The 20,548-nt window shown below is 37.3% G+C and carries 11 protein-coding genes; 4 read left to right on the top strand and 7 right to left on the bottom strand.

Annotated elements, in window-relative coordinates; all coding sequences use genetic code 11:
* The coding region (locus ACFQ02_RS09295; protein ID WP_380822189.1) for a two-partner secretion domain-containing protein at window positions 1-9,403 on the bottom strand (9,403 nt) is incomplete at its 3' end.
* A gap of 46 nt (window positions 9,404-9,449) precedes the next feature.
* Window positions 9,450-11,195: a ShlB/FhaC/HecB family hemolysin secretion/activation protein gene (locus ACFQ02_RS09290; RefSeq protein WP_380822186.1), complete on the bottom strand. Its 1,746-nt coding sequence runs from the start codon at window positions 11,193-11,195 to the stop codon at window positions 9,450-9,452.
* A gap of 607 nt (window positions 11,196-11,802) precedes the next feature.
* Here ACFQ02_RS09290 and pyrR point away from each other — a divergent pair.
* The 3 genes from pyrR (at window position 11,803) to ACFQ02_RS09275 (ending at window position 14,818) form a co-directional block, all read left to right on the top strand.
* Entirely contained in the window at window positions 11,803-12,345 is a 543-nt protein-coding gene (gene pyrR, locus ACFQ02_RS09285) for a bifunctional pyr operon transcriptional regulator/uracil phosphoribosyltransferase PyrR (RefSeq protein WP_380822183.1), read from the top strand.
* Between the two features lie 69 nt (window positions 12,346-12,414).
* Window positions 12,415-13,356: a peptidylprolyl isomerase gene (locus ACFQ02_RS09280; RefSeq protein WP_380822181.1), complete on the top strand. Its 942-nt coding sequence runs from the start codon at window positions 12,415-12,417 to the stop codon at window positions 13,354-13,356.
* 163 nt (window positions 13,357-13,519) lie between these two features.
* A complete protein-coding gene (locus tag ACFQ02_RS09275) occupies window positions 13,520-14,818 on the top strand; it encodes an adenylosuccinate synthase (protein ID WP_380822178.1) in 1,299 nt (432 codons plus the stop codon).
* 72 nt (window positions 14,819-14,890) lie between these two features.
* Here the strand turns inward: ACFQ02_RS09275 and hda are convergent, their stop codons facing one another.
* From hda to ACFQ02_RS09255, 4 genes are all read right to left on the bottom strand, one after another.
* Window positions 14,891-15,589 (bottom strand): DnaA regulatory inactivator Hda, encoded by a 699-nt coding sequence (gene hda, locus ACFQ02_RS09270; protein WP_380822175.1) that lies wholly within the window; start codon window positions 15,587-15,589, stop codon window positions 14,891-14,893.
* A 93-nt stretch (window positions 15,590-15,682) separates the two neighbouring features.
* Window positions 15,683-16,930 (bottom strand): nucleobase:cation symporter-2 family protein, encoded by a 1,248-nt coding sequence (locus ACFQ02_RS09265; RefSeq protein WP_380822173.1) that lies wholly within the window; start codon window positions 16,928-16,930, stop codon window positions 15,683-15,685.
* Between the two features lie 92 nt (window positions 16,931-17,022).
* Window positions 17,023-17,649 (bottom strand): uracil phosphoribosyltransferase, encoded by a 627-nt coding sequence (gene upp, locus ACFQ02_RS09260; protein WP_380822171.1) that lies wholly within the window; start codon window positions 17,647-17,649, stop codon window positions 17,023-17,025.
* Between the two features lie 109 nt (window positions 17,650-17,758).
* Complete coding sequence (locus ACFQ02_RS09255; protein ID WP_380822168.1) at window positions 17,759-18,700, bottom strand: sugar kinase; 942 nt, start codon at window positions 18,698-18,700, stop codon at window positions 17,759-17,761.
* Between the two features lie 211 nt (window positions 18,701-18,911).
* Here ACFQ02_RS09255 and kdgR point away from each other — a divergent pair, with 211 nt between their 5' ends.
* Window positions 18,912-19,703: a DNA-binding transcriptional regulator KdgR gene (kdgR, locus tag ACFQ02_RS09250; RefSeq protein ID WP_380822165.1), complete on the top strand. Its 792-nt coding sequence runs from the start codon at window positions 18,912-18,914 to the stop codon at window positions 19,701-19,703.
* A gap of 13 nt (window positions 19,704-19,716) precedes the next feature.
* Here the strand turns inward: kdgR and tsaA are convergent, their stop codons facing one another.
* Complete coding sequence (tsaA, locus tag ACFQ02_RS09245) at window positions 19,717-20,445, bottom strand: tRNA (N6-threonylcarbamoyladenosine(37)-N6)-methyltransferase TrmO (protein ID WP_380822162.1); 729 nt, start codon at window positions 20,443-20,445, stop codon at window positions 19,717-19,719.
* Window positions 20,446-20,548: the final 103 nt, after the last annotated feature.

The following is a 20,548-nucleotide window of genomic DNA, read 5'->3' as shown; positions in this document are numbered from 1 at the left end:
TGCCCGAAACGCCTAAACTATGTGCCACATTATTTGCATTTATCGGCGTTTTACCTTGAGCAATTTGGTGAGCATTATATTCATCTAATTTTTTATTGATTTGAGCTTGTTCTCTTGTCGCATTTGATGCACCAAAGATACCCGGCATATTTGCCCACGCTCTGAAGCGTTCAAAGCCTGTAAAAATAAATTCATTAACAACACCTGCACTGCCTCGATTTAAAATTACAGCCGTTTCATCAATTGAAGCCAAATCCTTATCGTATAAAATTGCACTGGATACTTTGTCTTCTCGTTTCAGATTCAGCATTCCCGCTGTTGCAACTTTACTTAAAAGTTGAGCTTGCTCATCGGTTAATATTTTATCTCCATAAATAATGCGTTTAAGTTCTTGTGAATTATCAGCTTTAAAATCTAAACAACTGATATGATTACAATCTTCTATTTTCTTTTGAATAGAAAATACGGAATCCTCATTTTTTTCCATTCGATAATAAATTTCATCTCCTCGCTCGTGAAGATTTTTCACAAAATCTGTCGCTGTTTTTAAATCTCGCTCGACGTCAGATTTTATTTTTTCAATATCCACTTTATTTACCTCCTGATGAAGATTGGTTTTATTAATTTCTTTTGCAGCTTCTTCTGCTGTTTTGCCCGTCAATTGTTGCTGAGTTTGTTCGTCTCGAATAGTGATATTTTTCGTGTTAATTGAAGCCGTTGTGATACCACTTTCACTGCCTTTATCACTTACTTGACCTAAGAATGATGTTGCCAGTTTTGCAATACCCCAGTTACCTTGAGAAGCCGCTCCGGCAACACCGCCCATCTCTACTTTCGATGAGCCGTCTTGATGGTTGTTTCCGATTTCTTGCAGTTTTACCCCAGCTATTTCTTCCGGAGCTTCCCCTCCGCTTACGCTAAATCCTCCATTCAAGCCGAAGCCTTTTGCTGAATAATCCGAATGATCATGGATATCCTGATAAGTCAATGTATTTGTTGCGAATTGATTTTTTCCGTCTTGTTCCGCTTGTTCTGTGGAGGTGATTGTTCCACCATTTAAATCGGTATGGTTACGAATATCTACATCATACCCCTCATCTCCTGCAAAAATCCCTGCTTGCGTTTTTACTCCCGCATAATTTGAGTTAGCTTTCGATTTATTGTAACTACCGCTCGCTGAAAAACCATAGCCTACGGTTACTTGCCCTTGCATACTTTCCTGTTTACCTTCATATTTCGCTGTATCTTGCAAACTTTGGATATTCAGATTTTCTGCCGTAAGTTCAACCTGTTTACCTCGCACTTGTGAGCCGATAATATTAGTATCACTTCCGCTTTCTATCGTAGTTTTACTGTTTTTATCACCCACTTGGCTTGCTACCCAAGCCTGACTTTCGCCATTACCATAGCCTTTTGCCACGTTTCCGCCGGCGGTTATCCCTGCCGATACTCCATTACCGAATTGAATCGCAACGCCTACATTAAAGCCGCTCGATTTGTTTTTACTGCGTTCAAGATGGTTTTCATCTGCCGCTTCGATATTCACTTTGCCCTCCGCTTTTACGTGTGTGCCGCTTAAACCGGCAACATCCGAACCGGCAATGGTAATATGTGAATCTCTGCCCGCTCCCGTTGCCTGAATATTCACTTTACCTCCTGCGTTCACTTGACTTTTTTCTGCCGTATTGCCTTCGCTGTGTTGCGTTTGTACCGATTTTTGCTGTCCGTAAGTAATGCTTATTCCAACCGCTCCTCCTGTAGCAGAGCCGTTAGATAGGGCTTCATCGATTTTCATTATTTGATCTGCCGCTCGCATTGCCTCAAACCCTGTATTTGCTGCCGCCATTGCATTAATACGGTTGTTTTTGCTATCACCAACCGTTTTTACAGATTTCAGCGTAGAATCAACCGCTTGTATCGCTGAAACAACTGCACCAGTTAAGGCTATCGTTAATCCTTTCTGCTCCATTGTGTGTTTGTAGTTACTCTCATAATCTGAACGTGCTGCCGTAATGTTGGCTGATTTGGCGGTAATATCTACATCACCGTCTCGGGAGGTCACGACGCTGCCGGTTTGTTGGTAATGTCCGTCTGTGCGGATTATTGTATCACCCGATAAGCTCCCCACTTGGCTACGAGCCGCACTTTGTTGGGTGTGGTCTTGTTCAATCTGCTCTTTCTTCTTGCCCACACTAAAACCAATTCCACCTGTCTCCATTAAACCGCTTTTCGTTTTAATGTGTTCATCTTCCGCATAATGCGTATTGGTGGCAGAGGTAATATTTACCCCTTCTTTACTATCAATCACTAGCTGTTTATCGGCAACCACCGCAGAGCCGTGAATATCGACTTTGCCAGTTTCCGAGTAGAGCGGAACATGATTGCCGTCTATCTCACTGCCGATATTTTCCGTGGTATCGTGGTAGTGACGGCGGGTTTCAGTGGTTTTACTAAACCAGCCTTTGCTACTGCCTTTCGAACTGCTGGCTAATTGTTCGGATTGCTCGCCTGATTCAATATGCACGTCGCCTTTTGAGCCGATAAAGGTTTCACCGTTTTCGCTGCTCACCGTGGCTTGGCGAAGCGTAGCATTTTCCATTCCGACTAGGCGAACACCGTCTTTGCCTCTCAGGGTTGAACCAATTTCACCTTGTTGGTCTAAACGATAGTAGTTATCCGCATTGCCGTTGTAGTGTTCTTTGTTGCTCACGTTCAGCGTAGTAATACTCAACGCCTTATCTGCTGTCGCTTTTAAGCTTCCTTGGCTTTCAATATTAGCGGCTTTTATCGTGAGGTTATCGTCACTATGTAAAGTTAAACGTCCACCTTCACCGGTGATTTTTACCGAAGCGAGTTGGTCTAACACCGTGCGGGCAAAATTGCCGTCAGCACTTTGACTTGATGAGAGGGTAGAACTGATTTCGAGATTTTTGCCTGCATAAAGGGATAAATCTTTCACCGCTTCAATCTTACCGCCTAAGTTGATGAGGTTTTGTTTAGCCGATAAATCCACCGTATCGCCCAAAATCGTGCCTCGATTTTCCAGTTGATTTGAGTGAATTTGGGTTAAATCCCGTCCTGCAATCACGCCACTATTTTGGAGATTATCAACATTACCGATAATTTGATTGGCTGAAATCACTGCACCTCGGGAAGTAATGTCACTATTACGAGCAACCAGATACACTTGTGGCACAAGGGCTGTTACTTTTCGTCCATCAGCCAGTGTGATTTCTTTATTGACCAACCACACCATATCTGTTGTCAGTTCGGACATCTGTTTCGCCGTTAAACCGACCCCCACAGATAAATTAAACGCTTTGGCATATTTTACGCCACTGTTCATTAACGCTTTGTATTGCTCTAAATCATCGTTGTAACCTGCAATAAAACGTCTACCCGTCAGTTGGTTAATTTGTTCATTAATTAAACGCTGTTCATAGAAACCATCGCCCAAACGTTTATGTACGTTATCGTGGTTGTGACGGAGCTGTTCAAACATATAGTCTGAACTAAGCCATTGTTTGCGGTCTGTAAATTTAGGATCGGTTTCGACCAGATAACCGTTTGGTGAATCTGGATTGATTTTATAAAGGCTTGCTTGTGGTAAACGAACATCTGGAAGATGAGTTTTTACCATCGGCATAGTCATATTAGAGATATCCTCAGTGCCAAATTTATCAATAGTTGTTTGTAATTTAGCTATGACTTGTCCTGAACTGATAATATTATGGTTATCAATAGTCGGAGTAAGCGTAATTTCTGTATTGGTACCAATAGAAGAGTCTAATGGGATCTTACTAATAGAAATCGCATTCGGTTTACCTACATTATTCGACACGACCGATATGGTATCTAGCTGAATATCTTTTACTTTTGTTTTTTCATCAACACTTGCATTGGATGTAATTGGGCTACCTATAGTATTTAAAACTAAATTAAACCCAAATGTTTCAATAGGTAAAGTTCTATTAAAGTTTCGGTTAATGTTTTCTGTATAGTGTGCCCAAACCCTTCTTGCTCCTCTACGTTTTCTCTTAGAAATTAGGGTGGAACTCTCCCCCGCATCAAATTTATGAATTTCTCCGCGTAAATCAATATTTTCAAAAAGAGTATCTGAGGTTATTAAATTGGAATTGTCAAGATTTCTGTCAAAAACCCGATCTCCTAAAAGTAATTTTTCCCCAATTAATAGTTGTGAAACATGATTTGTTAATTTACTTCCTGAAAATGATAAATTGCCCCCTATCAAAATTTTTGCAGGATCTTGGTATTCTAGTGTCGTTGTATTGGTTGTCCGAGTGTAAAATTTTTGGAACCAAGTTGGCGAACCAACTGAAATACCATTATCAAATCGAAAATAAGCATTACGATCACGGCGATTATTATTGTTCCAATCTAGCCATCCTTGAGCATTTTCTCCACCTCTTCCAAAGTAAATATCACTACTTGTTTCAGGTGTATATTCTTTAAAATAGGCCTTCTCAGTTTTAATACCCGTTTTTAAATACAGATCATGATTTAATAAATTAGCCGTATTGATTTTACCATCTCCAAGAGCCTCAATAGTTGCACTCCCATTATCTAAAAAATCTGCTTTACCAGTTGCGTGATGGTTTTCATCCAATTGACCACCAATTAAAAGTTTATCTAAGCTAAGAATCAAAGAGTGATCACGGTTAATTAGTTTTTTAACACCAAAATCTAATCTTTCTCTTGCAGCAATCGTACCAGCTTTAGTTTCCCCATCTACCGTTTCAGATAAATTTTCGACCGTAGAGGAATTAAATGCCACATGATCGCCATAGATTTTTCCTGTACCGATATTGGTTACAGCAATACTATTGATTAAGGTTTTTACCCCATCAATTAAATCACGGTTCGTTAAAGTGTTTGAATTAAGCGTTGTCTCATTTGATGAAAGTTCTGAATTGGCGTTATTCACAATGTTATTTGCTGAAATTGTCATTTTATTCGCAATTGTCTGCTCAGTATTATTAGTGAAATTCCCATCTGTTTTAAGAGTGAGATTACCGGCTTCAAAAGCATTATTTAAAATAAAGCTATCTTTTAAAGTAATATTTAAGTCACCTTTAGTTCTAACGTTTCCTTCAGATTCCAAGCTTTTTGCATTTAAATTAACGGTTTTATTACCTTGAATTAGCCCTTTATCATTATTTACTGTTAAATTACCTCTATTTAATACATTTACTGTATTAACAGCTAATAATTCCCCTTCCTGATTATCCAAACGATTATTTGAAGTTATAGAAACATTATTCGAACTATAAACGCCCCCCTGTTGGTTATTGAATAATGAGGCTTTTAAAGAAATTTCTTTCCCTTGAATACCTTGTGTCGGAGTATTACCTTTTGCTTTTGTGCCTTGGTTATCAAGTTGCTCTGTATTAAGTGTTAATTTATCTGCATAAATGAGTGAACCATTATGAGATGTCGCACGGTTATTGATTGTCTGTACATTAATATTTGCACTAGAAGAAGAGAGTTTACCTTCTTGGTTATCAAGTACTTTGGTTGATAAGGCTAAATTACCATTACTTTGAATAATGCCTTGCTGATTTTGTGAACTCTCTACAGCAGTAATGTTAAGCTCGCTTCCACCATAGAGCTTACCTTGTTGATTAAGCAGAGTTGTTACGCCTTGTAAAATCACACTACCCAATCCAATAATCCCTTTTGCCACATCTTGAGTATTCTGGTTATCAATCATATTTTGGTTAGCATCAATTAAGAGTGAATTATCTGCACGAATAAGACCGTTCTGATTATTCATTTCACCTGAACGAATACTAGCCTGGTTTTTAGAGAAAATTAGACCATGCTGATTATCAATCTGTTCGTGATCAGTATTGAGTACCAATTGATTTGATGAAGTAATATTACCTTGTTGGTTTACTAAACCCTTGCTCGTCAATGTAAGCTGGTTCTCTGCGCTAATTATTCCTTGTCGATTATTTAGTGCTGTTTGTGTAGTAATAGTTAAGTTAGCAGATATGGAAACAATTTGACCTGCTTGGTTATTGATTTTATTTGCCTTCAACAAACCATCATTAACCACTAGAATTTCACCTGACTGATTTTGGATATCAGAGACTTGAAGTATAGCATGATTCAATACTGCAACTCGCCCGTCTTGGTTATCAAGTTGTTTAGCATTCAAGGTTAAATCTGTTACTACAATACCTTGATGCTTATCTGAAAGCGTATTGCGATTATCTAAGGTTTGTAATGTTGTAACCCCTGCTGTTTTTGCACGAATAGCCCCCTGTTGATTATTAAGAGTATTAGCATCTAAGTTCAGCGTACCATTTTGTGCTGAAATAAGACCTTTTACATTATTAAGATCAGATTGGTGGCTATTAATAGTCAGTCTTTCCCCGAGGCTAGCAAGTACACCATTTTGGTTCTGAATCCCCTGTTTTACATCAACGTGTGCTGAGTGTTGTGCAATCAATTTACTCCCTTGATTGTTAAGGGTTTGTGCAGTCACATTCACTTGATTACCACTGATTTCACTCTGTTTGTTTGATTTAATGGAATCAGCAACTAAATTGACAATATTCGCAGTAATTAAACCTGTATTCTGTAAGAGTGTATTGGTATTTAAATTAAGCTGTGATTGTGTACGCATTTCACCCTGATTATTAACGAGTGACGTAGTATTTACTGTACTATTTTTTCGTGAAAGAATATTGCCATTATTGTTATTCAGAGAGCCTGTATTTATCGTCAATGCATTCTGAGCGATAATTCCTCTATCACTCTGATTTTCCAATAGTGTATCTTGATTGTTAATTGATTGACTATTGCTATTGAGCGTAATGTTATTTGCTGAGATTAAGCCCTGACTATTTTCAATAACTCCGCTGTTAATAATAATATTTTTAGCAGCAACAATACTTCCTTTTTCATTTTCTAGACTATGATTATTAGTATCAATCTTTAAAGAGCTTTGCTGGCTACCAATAGTTCCACTCGTATTATCTAACGTACTTCCTGCTTTAATATTGCCATCAAACTTCGAAATAATTCGGCTATCTTTATTACTTAATTCTGCTGATGTTGTAATATCCAGATTATCAGCAAAAATTAAACTTTGATTGGTTGAACTCAGTGAGTTTGCAGTTAAGTTTAATCTCTCTGCTTGGAGAGTACCATTTTGCTGATTGAAATTACCTGATAATGTCATATCTGCCTGCTTAGCAGAACGAATGTCCCCTTGATCATTAGTGAGGTTTTTAGCATTTAAAGCCAAATTTTCTTGAGAGTAAATCAAGCCTTGTTGATTATCGATATTTGTAACATTAAGAGTTTGATTCCCTACACTGACAATACGCCCTTGTTGGTTGGTAATATTTGCAGACTGAATATTCAGCTTACCAAGTGCTACAATCCCTTTATCTTGAGTGTCTGTTAACGTCTGCTTATTAGATAGGTTTTGTCCCTGAGTATTAATAGCAACATTTTGATTAGATTGAATTAAACCTTCATCATTAATGACCTCACCAGAGTTAATCGAAAGACTATGATTAGATAGCATTACGCCATTTGTCGTATCAATTTGACTTGTTCCTGCATTAACAAATAATTTACCATTTGCCAATAATCGACCTTGTCGATTATCCATTCCCAGGGAATGAATAGTTAAATCACCTTGTGTTTTAAAGGTACCACCTTGGTTTTTAAGTTGAGCATTGACTGAGAGTTTCAGCTCATCCGTGCCCGTCTGTTCCCAAACTGCATTTTGTGTATTGAGCGAACCTTGATGAGAAGTGATTTTTTCTGCTTTAAGGTAGCTTTGTTGCGTTTGGAGTTCGGTTGGTGTACTTAATGATAGGGTTTTATCTGCAATCAACGTTGCATTATTCGCTTGAATGTGACCTTGATGAGCGGACACATTCACAGAGTAAGCGTAAGCTTGGCTATTATCAAGATCGATTTCTGAACCTTGAACATTGATCTTACCTGAAGCAATATTTTTTCCCTGTAAGGCTGCTTTTGTCGTGGCCGAAACCGTAATATCTTTTCCTTGAGCAGAATGGGGTTCAAGAGAACGCACTTCACCTTGTGCAGTATCTTTGAGTTCTACACCAGCTGCAATGAGTGATTGGGTTGAAGCTCTCACTTTAGGTGCTTGATAGGTAATGCTACCTTTAGCGACAGATTCTCCATTCTGGGTAATTTGAGAGGATGCTGTTTTATGGATATTACCATGACGAGCAACAATCGAGCCATCTTGCTTAATATCAGCGGTACTGTTCAGTTTGATATCGCCTTGTTTATTTTCAATCTTGCCTTTGTTTTCAATCCCGTTACTTGCAGTTAAAGTCACTGGTTTAGCTGCATTAAGTGTACCAGTATTGACAATTCGCCCTTGGCTATCAATTTGCAGGGTGTCGGCACTCGCACCAATATGCCCCGCATTACGTACACCAACGCCATTCTCCGTGCCAATCAGGTGAATTTTTCTGGAGTACATACCGCCCAACTCACCTACATCGATTGCCACTTGAGGTTTGGCTTCTCCTGCAAGTGGTTGATTTGTGTAAATAATTTGCAAATTTTTGTCCGTTTCTGATCGCTTGACAGTGTTTTTACCAGTAATAACTTTAGTCTCTTTTTTCGACCAAATGCCTGCATTAACCTCAGCCTCTCGGGCGAGGATTTCGGTATAATCCACACGACTGTTGTCTAAGCCTTTACCACTGACTTTTACCTTACCCGCTTCAACTTTGAAGTTATCCACCTGACCGTTTTTGATTTCAGGCTTACCTGTTGTAAAAGTCGCTCTACCGGAATTAATAATCCCACAACCTTCACAATGCAATCCGTTTGGGTTGGCAATAATCACATCGGCTTTACCTCCAGCAACCTCCACATAACCTCTCATCACCGAAGGCTTGTTGGAATTGACTTCGTTTAAAATGACTTTCGCTTCGCCACGGGCAAGATAAGAGTTGCCTTGTACCATACCGGCTTGTTGGGTTTGCGTATTCGTACGGCTGTTATTGAGAATAGTCCCTTTCTCAGCAATATCAAATTGGCTGTATTTGTTATGAGAAAGACCTTTATCGTTAGGGGTTTGGATATTGACTTGCGGTAATCCATTCGCTGTTTGGAGTATGATGGGCTGCTGATTCTTCGGGGCAGTTTTATCCGCTTGAATAATTAAGGTTTCCGCAAGTACATTATCAGAAAAGGCAACAAAACCCAAAGCACAGAATAGACTAAAGACAAGCGGTCGCATTTTGCAGATTTTTTGCAAAATCTGACCGCTTGATGAAGACTCACTTGCTTTACCTTCAGATTTTGCTAATTCAGAGACAACGACTAAACGTTGTAAAGTTTTACTGAAAATCACGCGAAAACATTGTTTGTTCATACTTTAATCCTTAAATTTGCCAAAATTGGCTTACCCGAAAAATTAATTAAAAACTGTAGCCAATATTGAACCCAGCGACACCATTTGAGGTTCTAAATCCTTCCGGTTTACGCATTGGTCTGCCTAAGAAAATATCGTAAGAGAAGCCTTTTGCACCGCCTCGCAAGCCAACTACAGTGCCCATCAAATGATGCCCAAGCTGATTTTCGGTTGCCCAGCCGGATACCCGTCCGCCATCCACCGCCCAATAAAATGCGTGATTAGGGACAAATTTCCACACCAATTCATTTCGCCAGTTCCAGCCACGTTCGCCTGAAAGGGAAAGTTCGCCGTCAAAACCTCGCACGGTATAACGCCCACCAATGGAAAAACGGTCTTGGGCAATCAGTGGCGTTTTATTCCATTGAGCATTCACACTAGTTTGCCATTGCCACGATTGTGTTCCCCATTGAAAAGGCTTCGTTAAACTCATACTTGCCGTGATGATTTTAGGGCGAGAAGTGCCTTCGCCAAATAGCTCTTCCGGTGCAGATAACGCACCACGAGCCGCCGTTCCCCGTTTGAAATTTGCCGAAAGTTCCAGCGTGGCTGTCGGGAAATATTCTTTATGATTAAATCCAGCTTCCCAACCGGCCATTCGGCGTTTTTGCACTTCAATTTCCGCCCGGTCAATGTAGTTTTGAGATTGGCGGGACCAAAGCGAGCCTGAAAGTGAAGTTTTGCGTTTCGCATCACGATAAAGTAGATAGGATAACGTGAGTTTGTCCGTATCACTTTCTCCAGAGTAGATATAGCTATTATCAAATGCCCCAAAGACTTCTTGGTGGTAACGACTTTTATTATGGGAAAAAGCTAAGTTCCAGTAGCCGAATGGCACGGAATAGTAGAGGGTGAAATTTTTGCTGGCTCGGCGACCTTTATCATCGCCTTTTTGTTTAATAGAGTGAGTAAAAGAAGTATAGAAAAGGTCATTTGCGGAGAAAATATTATCGATGGAGAGTGTGCCGCTGGCTTGCCATTTCCCTGTTGAGGTAGAACCCGCATCATCAAGTCCTAAGTTTAGACGAAACGGAAAAGCTTGGCTGTAGGTGATTTTTAAATCGCTCTCGCCCACCTCGGCTTTACTACTTTCGCTTGGCAGAATTTCAATATTTGCCTCTGCTGTCGGCACTCGCTTTAAGTTTTCAAGCGATTGTTCAATATCTCGGACGTTGAGTAAATCACCCGAATCAAAAGTTAGTGCAGTAAGAGCGTGCAACGGCGTAAAACGAGGCACATTGCCGTTATCCACTACAATCGTATTACGCACTTTACCTGGAATGACGGTTAAAACTAATTTTCCACTCCGTAAATCCTGCTCTTCCACCACGACTCGAGTCGTCACATACCCTTTGCCGATAATTTCGTTTTGCACTTGCTTCATCAAAATGCCCAAGCCCTCGCCGCCAAAACAGTGTGGCAACGTCAAACGGAGCGATTTAGCCGCCTTATCGAAAGCCCATTGGAATTGGCTTTGTGAGGTAGAAGAACCGTAATCAGTTAGTATGATTTGGTGAATAGGATAGCAGGGTGATTCAGTATGGGAGAGTAAAAGTGATTCAGAGGAAGAGGTATCGAGACGAATATCGGGCTGGTTTTGTAATTGTTCGGCTTGTGCCTGTTGATGCTGTTGCTGGCGTTGTTGTTGAGCAGCATCTATACCGCTTAATTGAGCATCAAGCGTATTAGCGAAAGCGGTGGTTGCTAACGCTGAAGAAATGAAGCTTAAAATGAAGGTTTGATGGTATCTCATAAGGTCAATAGAAGCTGTTATTCAGTTTGAAAGAATGTATAAAATTCCTCACATTTTTGCAAATTTAAATATTTTTAATAAATAATTGATTTAAAAGATGTTTTTTATTTTCATTTTATAGATATATGTAAACAACCGTTTTAAATTCCATATATAGAATAGTATCAACATAGAGCCTAAAATTAGGTAGATACGCTGTATTTTTTGTTAGAGTTAGATTTATTTTGAAAAAATTTTCTCTTCCGCTTGAATGAGAAGCCATTCAAGCGGAGAGAGTTTAAGTTAATAAAAGATACGATCTGTTTCCACTTTCGCTAAAAATCCACTACGACTTTTATATTGTGGATGTTATGCTACGAATCCATCAATATGACGAATTAAACGACTCGCTAAAGTAATATTAATTTTTTCAGACCTGTCAAAAATCCGCAATGTGGTAGAATTGAAGTATACATAAACAAGATAAGCAACACCTTAAAAAATGCTTGAAAGTAGTTAAAAAATAACCGCATTTTTTACACAGTGCGGTCTTTTTTTTCGAAATTTTTTTAAAAGTTTGATATAGTAATAAGAATAAAAATTTTGTGGATTTCTTTGAGGAAACGAAATGACAGAGAAAATCATTATTGATGAAAATCGCTTTATGAGAACAATTTCACGTATCGCACATGAAATTATTGAAAAGCATCATAGCTTAGATGAAATTGTTATTGTAGGAGTAAAGCGACGTGGCGCAGAAATTGCAGAATTAATTAAGCAGAAAATCATTGACTTAACTGGCATTGAATTACCTTCAATTGATCTTGATATAACTTTCTATCGAGATGATCGAGAAAATATAGAATCTCATACTCAATCTCCTATCTATAGCGGAGCATCAAACTATCTAAGTATCCAAGATAAAATCGTTATTTTAGTCGATGATGTTTTGTTTACAGGACGAACTATTAGAGCGGCCTTAGATGCATTAATTGATTTTGGACGGGCTGCAAAGGTGGAATTAGTGATTTTCGTAGATCGAGGACACCGCGAATTACCTATTCGAGCAGATTATGTTGGTAAAAATGTACCAACCGCTCGTAATGAAAAAATACAGGTTAGAACAATGAAATTTGATCATTGTTATGAAGTAGCATTACTTACTAAATAAGTTGATGAACCTTTTTTGAAATCAACACTCTAACTCTGTCGTAACTTTTAATTTAAGAATGGAATTTATATGAGAGTATTTAGTTTTAAAAGTCTTTTATTTATATTAATTGGTCTATTGAGCCTATGTACAAATGCACAAGCAGTTGAAAAAGTAGTAGCAACAGTAAATGGTATTCCAATCCTTGAGAGCCAAGTAAGGCAAGTCTTGGGCAAAAAAGCAGATACAGAAAAAAATCGTACAATCTCGCTAAATCATATTATAGATGATATTTTAGTACATCAAGCAATCCAACAATCAGGCATCAAAATTAGTCCAGCGAAAGTAGATCAAGTGATTGAGAATATAGCGGCTCAAAACGGGTTAACATTTGGACAATTGTTAGACGTACTAGATCATCAAGGTATCAATTACCAACTTTATCGCAGACAGATTGCCGATCAAATGTTAATAGCTGAGGTTCGCAATCAGGCTATTGGTAAAAGCGTTGCTGTAACACGTGAAGAAGTACAGGAACTGGGGCAACAACTCTTTTTACGCTCAAAAGAGCAAGGAAATCAACAAAAAGTTACCGCAACAGAATACAGAGTTCGCCATATTTTGTTAAAACTAAGTCCTTTACTTAATGATCTTCAAGCAAAATCAAAATTAAATAAAATCCGTACGGATATTATTTCAGGGAAAATTTCTTTTTCTGATGCTGCGTTACAGCATTCAAAAGATTACTTATCTGGAGCAAATGGTGGTGATTTAGGCTTTGCATTTCCTGATATTTATGCACCAAACTTTGCTAACGTCGTGAGAACTAGCAAAAAAGGAGCAGTCAGTTTACCATTTAAAACAGAATTTGGTTGGCATATTTTAGAGGTTACAGATACTAGAAAAGCCGATAGAACTAAGGAAGCTTATTTACAAAAGGCTTATGAGCAAATAGTTAATCAACAGCTACAACACGCTTCAAAAGATTGGGTAAGCGTATTACGTAAGCAAGCTCAAATTAAAATTTTCTAAGATCTCATAAAAAATCCCGATTTATCATCGGGATTCTACTTTATTCTCTCTTAAATTTATTATGAAATAAAAAATTTTGTCATTTACATTGAATACAGTGTGATAGAATACTAAAGTTAACTGTTATTCTTATTTACTAAAATAAAATTATAAGGCAGGATTTATGGGAAAAAGTGTTGTTGTACTAGGTGCCCAATGGGGTGACGAAGGTAAAGGTAAAATCGTTGATTTATTGACTGATCGTGTCAAATATGTAGTACGTTACCAAGGTGGTCATAATGCAGGCCATACATTAATTATCAATGGTGAGAAAACTGTGCTTCGGTTGATTCCCTCTGGTATTTTACGTGAAAACGTGACATGCCTAATTGGTAATGGTGTGGTTTTGTCACCAGAAGCATTGATGCAAGAAATGGGGGAATTAGAGAATCGTGGTATTGAAGTACGTGAACGTTTATTAATTTCAGAAGCCTGCCCTTTGATTCTACCTTATCATATAGCAATGGATAAAGCTCGTGAAGTTGCATTAGCAAAAAAAGCTATTGGAACAACTGGGCGTGGTATTGGACCAGCTTACGAAGACAAAGTTGCTCGCCGAGGTTTACGTGTTAGTGATTTATTTAACCCTACCCTATTTGCGGAAAAACTAAAATCAGTTATGGATTATTATAATTTCCAATTGGTTCATTACTACAAAACAGATCCCGTAGATTATCAAAAAACTTTAGACCAAGTAATGGCAGTCGCTGACATTATCACAGGCATGGTTGCCGATGTAACGACTATTTTAGACACAGCACGTAAAAATGGTGATAATATTCTATTTGAAGGTGCTCAAGGTACAATGCTTGATATTGACCAAGGTACATATCCTTATGTAACAAGTTCAAATACTACTGCTGGTGGCGTTTCAACAGGTTCAGGGTTTGGACCACTCCACATTAATTATGTACTTGGCATAATCAAAGCCTACTGTACTCGTGTTGGTGGAGGACCATTCACTACAGAATTATTTGATGATGTAGGAGTGGAAATTGCTCGCAAAGGCAATGAGTTTGGAGCGGTAACAGGACGCCCTCGCCGTTGTGGTTGGTTTGATGCAGTAGCAATTCGACGAGCAATTCAAGTTAATTCTATCTCAGGCTTTTGTATGACTAAACTTGATGTTTTAGATGGTCTTGATGAAATTAAAATTTGCATTGGTTATAAAATGCCAAATGGCGAAGTTGCCGAATACGCACCACTATCAGCAAAGGATTGGGAAGGTGTTGAGCCGATTTACGAAACTTTACCAGGTTGGAAAGAAAATACTTTTGGCATAACCGATATTAATAAACTACCACAAAACACTCGTAATTATATTAAGCGTATCGAAGAAATTACAGGGGTACCTATTGATGTTCTTTCAACGGGACCAGATCGTATAGAAACGATGATTTTGCGAGAGCCTTTCTCTGAATAATATCTGAGAGCGGGCATTCAGCTTTATGCCGAATGCCCGCTTCTTTTATCTTCTATTTTCCCATCAATACGCTTACAACATCAAAATCTCTTTCACAAAAGGAATCGTCAGTTTTCTCTGAGCTTGTAGTGAGGCTTTATCTAATTTAGTAAGAAGAAGATAAAGGCTTTGCATATCTCGATCGACTCGCTTCAATAAAAAATTAGCAGTTTCATCAGGTAATTCAATACCCCTTAAATGAGCATTATGCTGTAAGACTTCTATTTTCTGTAAGTCATCGAGCGGGTTTAATCTGTAACTTTCTCCCCATGCTAATCTTGAAGCGAGATCTGGCAGCTTAGCAGGCAGTGCTATTGGAGACCTATCAGCACTAATCAGCAACAAACATTTTTTCACTTCTCTAATGCGATTAATTAAATCAAATATTGCAATTTCCCATTCTAAATTGCCAATTACTGCCTGCAAATCATCTAAACAAACTAATTCCTGTAATTCCAAGTTCTCCAAGACTTCTGGAGAAAAATATTCTGACTTGCTCAGAGGAACATAAATTGAAGTGCGGTCATTTATTAGAAAATAATTTGAACAACCTTTTAAAAGATGAGTCTTACCGCTACTTTTATCCCCCCAAACATAAAAAAATGGCTGTAACAAAGTCTCAAAATTTTTATGCAACGAATTGAGCAACAATAAATTATTAGCTGTATAAAAATTATCTAAAGTTTCATCATCAATTTGATCAATCGGTAACGGCAACTGAGAATTTAACAAAAAATTTCTTCCTAAAATACACTATCCTATTAGAATATACAAAAAAAATAGGGATAAATAAACCCTATCCCTATTTTTTATTTCACTCATAATTTAATCAATATAATTTTTTGCTTTTGGTAAAATTAAATTTAAAATAATAGCAACAATTGCACATAGGCTAATCCCTTTTAAAGATATTTCACCTACATTAACAAACATACCACCAATACCAAATGTCATTACTACAGAAATAATACACAAATTCCTAGCTTCTGTAACATCTACTTTTCCACGTATTAATGTACTCATACCCACAACTGCTATAGACCCAAAAACTAACATCATAATTCCACCCATCACAATCGTTGGAATAGTAGATAAAAAAGCCCCTACTTTGCCACAGAATGAAATAGCAGTCGCCCAAACTGCAGCCCAAGTCATGATATTAGGATTAAAATTACGAGTTAGCATAACCGCACCAGTCACTTCTGCATACGTTGTATTAGGTGGCCCCCCAAGTAATGAGGCTGCTGAAGTTGCAATTCCATCGCCTAGCAAAGTGCGGTGCAACCCAGGTTTTTTTAAAAAATCCTTACTTGTTACTGAACTAATTGCCATAATACCACCTACATGTTCAACCGCTGGAGCAATCGCAATAGGTAATAGATACAAAATAGCTTCTAACTTAAACTCAGGAGTAGTCAGTTTAGGCAAACTAAACCAAGGTGCGTCTAGAACTGGTTGAAAATTGATTAATCCTAAATACAAACAAAGAATATATCCTACAGAAATACCAAACATAATTGGCACTAACCGCATAATTCCTTTAGAAAAAACAGCTACACTTAATGTTGTCAATAATGTCACCATAGACACTAAAACTGCATCATCGTAACTATAGCTACTTCCTTTACCCAATGCCATATCTACCGCAACAGGAGCGAGTCCCATACCAATAATGATAATAACGGGTCCTACTACGACAGGAGGGAAAATTTTCTGTAATGATTCCGCACCTTTAAATTTAACTAAAATGCTCAACGCAAAATACACTAATCCCGTACAGGCTAAACCGCCCATTGTGACTGCAACTCCCCAAGTTGCAACACCATATTGAATGGGAGCAATAAAAGCAAAAGAGGAAGCAAGAAAAATAGGAACTTGTTTGCGTGTACACAATTGAAATAGAAGTGTACCTACACCAGCAGATAGTAAAGCCGTATTAGAATCTAATCCTGTAATTAATGGCACTAGAACTAATGCACCAAACGCCACGAATAACATTTGCAGACCAACAAAAGCCTGTTTGGTTTTATTTTGTACATCAATAGATGTAGTAGTATTATTTAAATTTGTCATTTAAGTTTCATCTCACTGTCTGAATTAACTTGAAAATACGGTTTTTTTAATCAAAACCACATGATAAACGGCATACACCGTTTTATTTTGGACTATTTTGTTCCAAAAATCTTATCGCCTGCATCTCCTAAGCCAGGAATAATATAACCATTTTCATTCAAATGCTTATCTATAGACGCTGTATATAACTCTATATCTGGATGAGCTTTCTCTAAAGCTGAAATTCCTTCAGGAGCAGCAACCAACACTAATACTTTAATTTGTTGACAACCCTTCTGTTTCAACAAGTCAATAGTCGCGATCATTGAGCCACCTGTTGCTAACATAGGATCAACTACAATGGCCAACCGCTCATCTAAATCGCTAGCAAGTTTTTGGAAATAAGGAACAGGCTCGAAAGTTTCTTCGTTTCGATACATTCCCACTACACTAATTCTTGCACTTGGGATATGTTCCAACACCCCGTCCATCATACCTAAACCAGCTCTCAATATCGGCACGACAGTTACTTTTTTACCCTTAATCCGCTCAATTTCTACTGAACCACACCAACCGTCAATAGAAACTTTTTCTGTTTCTAAATCTGCTGTCGCTTCATAAGTCAATAAACTCCCTACTTCTGTGGCAAGATCGCGAAAATCTTTTGTACTAATGTCCGCAGCTCGCATCAAACCTAATTTATGCTTTACTAATGGGTGTTTAACTTCGACAATCTTCATGTTCAGCCCCTTACTTTATGAAAAGATTGATAAAATAAAAAATCGTGGAATTTTAAACCAAAATGTGGAGAAATAACAGTTATTCTATCACACCAATCAAAAATATCCTTTATTTAAAACTATTAATAAAGTGTTCTGTTGCTGCTTTTTCAATAATTGCACCTTTATATTGAATTACTACACCTGCAAGTTGATTACCTTGCTGACAACAAACTTCGAGAGATTTATTTTTTAAATAACCATTTAAAAATCCTGCATTAAAAGAATCACCAGCAGATGTAGTGTCCACTACTTTAGAAACTGGTGCCGTATTTACAGTACATTCACGATTTTTGGCATCACTAAAAAATGCTCCAACTTTTCCTCGTTTTACTACTACTGTTTTAATCCCAAAAGATTTTAAACGTCTCACGCTAGCTTGACTATCTTCATCTTGCCAAAGAGCTTGCTCATCATCAAAAGTAACAAGAGCTAAATCAATCAATGGAAAAAGTGCGGTATAAACTTGACGAGTTTCTTCAACAGACTCCCAAAGACTAGGGCGATAATTACTATCAAAGGCGATCTCAACACCTTTGTTAGAAAGAAGTTTTAAATCGTTGATAAATCTGAAACGATCTTGTTGTGGTAAAATTGCAATAGAAATACCACTAATATAAATCATATCCATCGTAGCTAATTTTTCTATCACCTTATGATAATCTTGATGTTGCAATAAATAACGAGCAGAGGAAAGATTACGCCAATATAAAAAACTTCGCTCTCCAAATTGATCTAATTTGACCATATAAATACCTGGTTGACGATTTTCATCTTGTAGAATCAGCTCAGTATTGATATTGTCTTCCTTAAAACGCTCAATTAGCCCTTCACTTAACTTATCTTTTCCCAACAATGTGACGTAATTTACTTCAATTTGTTCAGTTGATGATGTACGAGACAGATAAGTTGCTGTATTAAGCGTATCTCCCCCATAAGATTGAACCATCTCTCCGAAAGGCTCACCACTAAGTTCAATCATACACTCACCAATAATTGCTATTTTTTTCATCAGTTACTCCAGAATCTGCATATGCCGTAAAAACTGTTTATATTTTGCACCATTTAAGTAAATTATATTGTTTGTAAAATGAGTTTGCAATAAAAAATAAAACGCTGTTTCAATTTAACTAAATACAGGTTTCAGTTTTTCTCTAATCTTTATATTTTTATGTTATTATTTTCTTATATACCAATTTTTATACAAAAGTGCGGTGAAAATTATGGAAAAAGAAACTCAACCCGAAATAGTATCTTCAGTTTTAAAAGTTTTTAGTATTCTTGAAATGCTCTCAGAACAAAAAAGTATTGGTATCACTGAGCTTTCTCAACGCATTATGATGTCAAAAAGCACAACTTACCGATTTCTACAAACGATGAAAACATTAGGTTTTGTATTTCAAGAAGGCGAAACAGATAAATACGGTTTAACGTTAAAGCTCTTTGAAATTGGAGCTAAGCCATTAGAATATTTGGATTTAATTTCTATAGCGAATAAAGAAATGTTGTTTATTGCTGAACAAACAGGAGAAGCTGTGCATTTGGGTACATTAGAAGATAATGAAATTATTTATTTGCATAAAATAGATTCTAGTTATGCTTTGAGAATGTACTCTAGAATTGGTCGCCGAAATCCACTATACAGTACCGCTATCGGTAAAGTACTATTATCTTCTTACAATAATGATGAAATTAGAACAATGCTAGAAAACGTCACTTTTGTTAGACATACTGATAAAACTTTAGAAAATATCGATCTGCTAGAATGTGAAATCGAAAAAGTAAGACAACAGCACTATGCTGAAGATAATGAGGAACAAGAGGCGGGATTAAGATGTATTGCCACACCAATCTATGATCGGTTTGGACAAATTATTGCTGGCATATCTATTTCGTTACCAACAATCCGTTTCAAAGAAGAGAATTTACCTCACTTAGTTAAATTATTACAACACTCAAGCCAGCGAATATCCCAACAATTAGGCTACTATCATTACCCAAAAATTAATTTATGATGCTATCTCAATTTTAGCCCTTAAGCATTTGGATCGATAAAACTTCAGCGACATCAATTGTATTTTGCTTTATTTTCCAGCGAATATTAAAATCATATAATGTAGTTCCGTAAATACGTAGATCAATTTTACCCTGTTGATACGCTGGTCTAGGGTCTTGGCTAATGACATCCACAACAAAACGTAAAAAGTGCGGTTGTTTTTTTTCAATTTCTTTTAGTTGCATTTTTGCAATTGGTGTTAATTCTACTTTTAGTAATGGTTGAGGTTTAAATTGAGCAAAACTACATTGAGCCTCAGGCTCGTTATCTGAATAAGCAATATAAGGTTTTATATCAAACACAGGTGTCCCATCTACCAAATCCAACGAACCTAAATGCAACCACACTTTATCATATCCAATTTCAATATTATTTAACCGCACTTTAGACAACCCTAAGGGATTTGGACGATACGTTGAACGAGAAGCAAATACGCCCACCCTTTTATTTCCTCCTAAACGAGGAGGACGAACTGTAGGATGCCATTTTCCTTGAGGAATTTTATCAAACTGAAAAATCAACCATAAATGAGAGAATTCTGATAATCCTCGTACGGTTTCAGCTTGATTATAAGGAGGCAATAATTCTAATATACCAGTACCATCTTCTACTAAATTTGGTTGACGAGGCACAGAAAATTTTTCTTTATAAGGGCTACGAATAACACCAATAGGCTGTATTTCCAAAGACAAATCCAACATATTTTCCTTAAAATAGTTAAAATATTACAAATAAACTTGTAGAATATGGGGCTATTGTACGCAAAAGTGCGGTAGAAAAATAAATTTTTTATTAAAAAGTCGA

Origin of the sequence: Seminibacterium arietis (assembly GCF_042675725.1) — a bacterium.
GTDB classification, from domain to species: domain Bacteria; phylum Pseudomonadota; class Gammaproteobacteria; order Enterobacterales; family Pasteurellaceae; genus Seminibacterium; species Seminibacterium arietis.
Note: the sequence above shows the minus strand (reverse complement) of the source record. Positions and strands in the feature narration are given on the sequence as shown.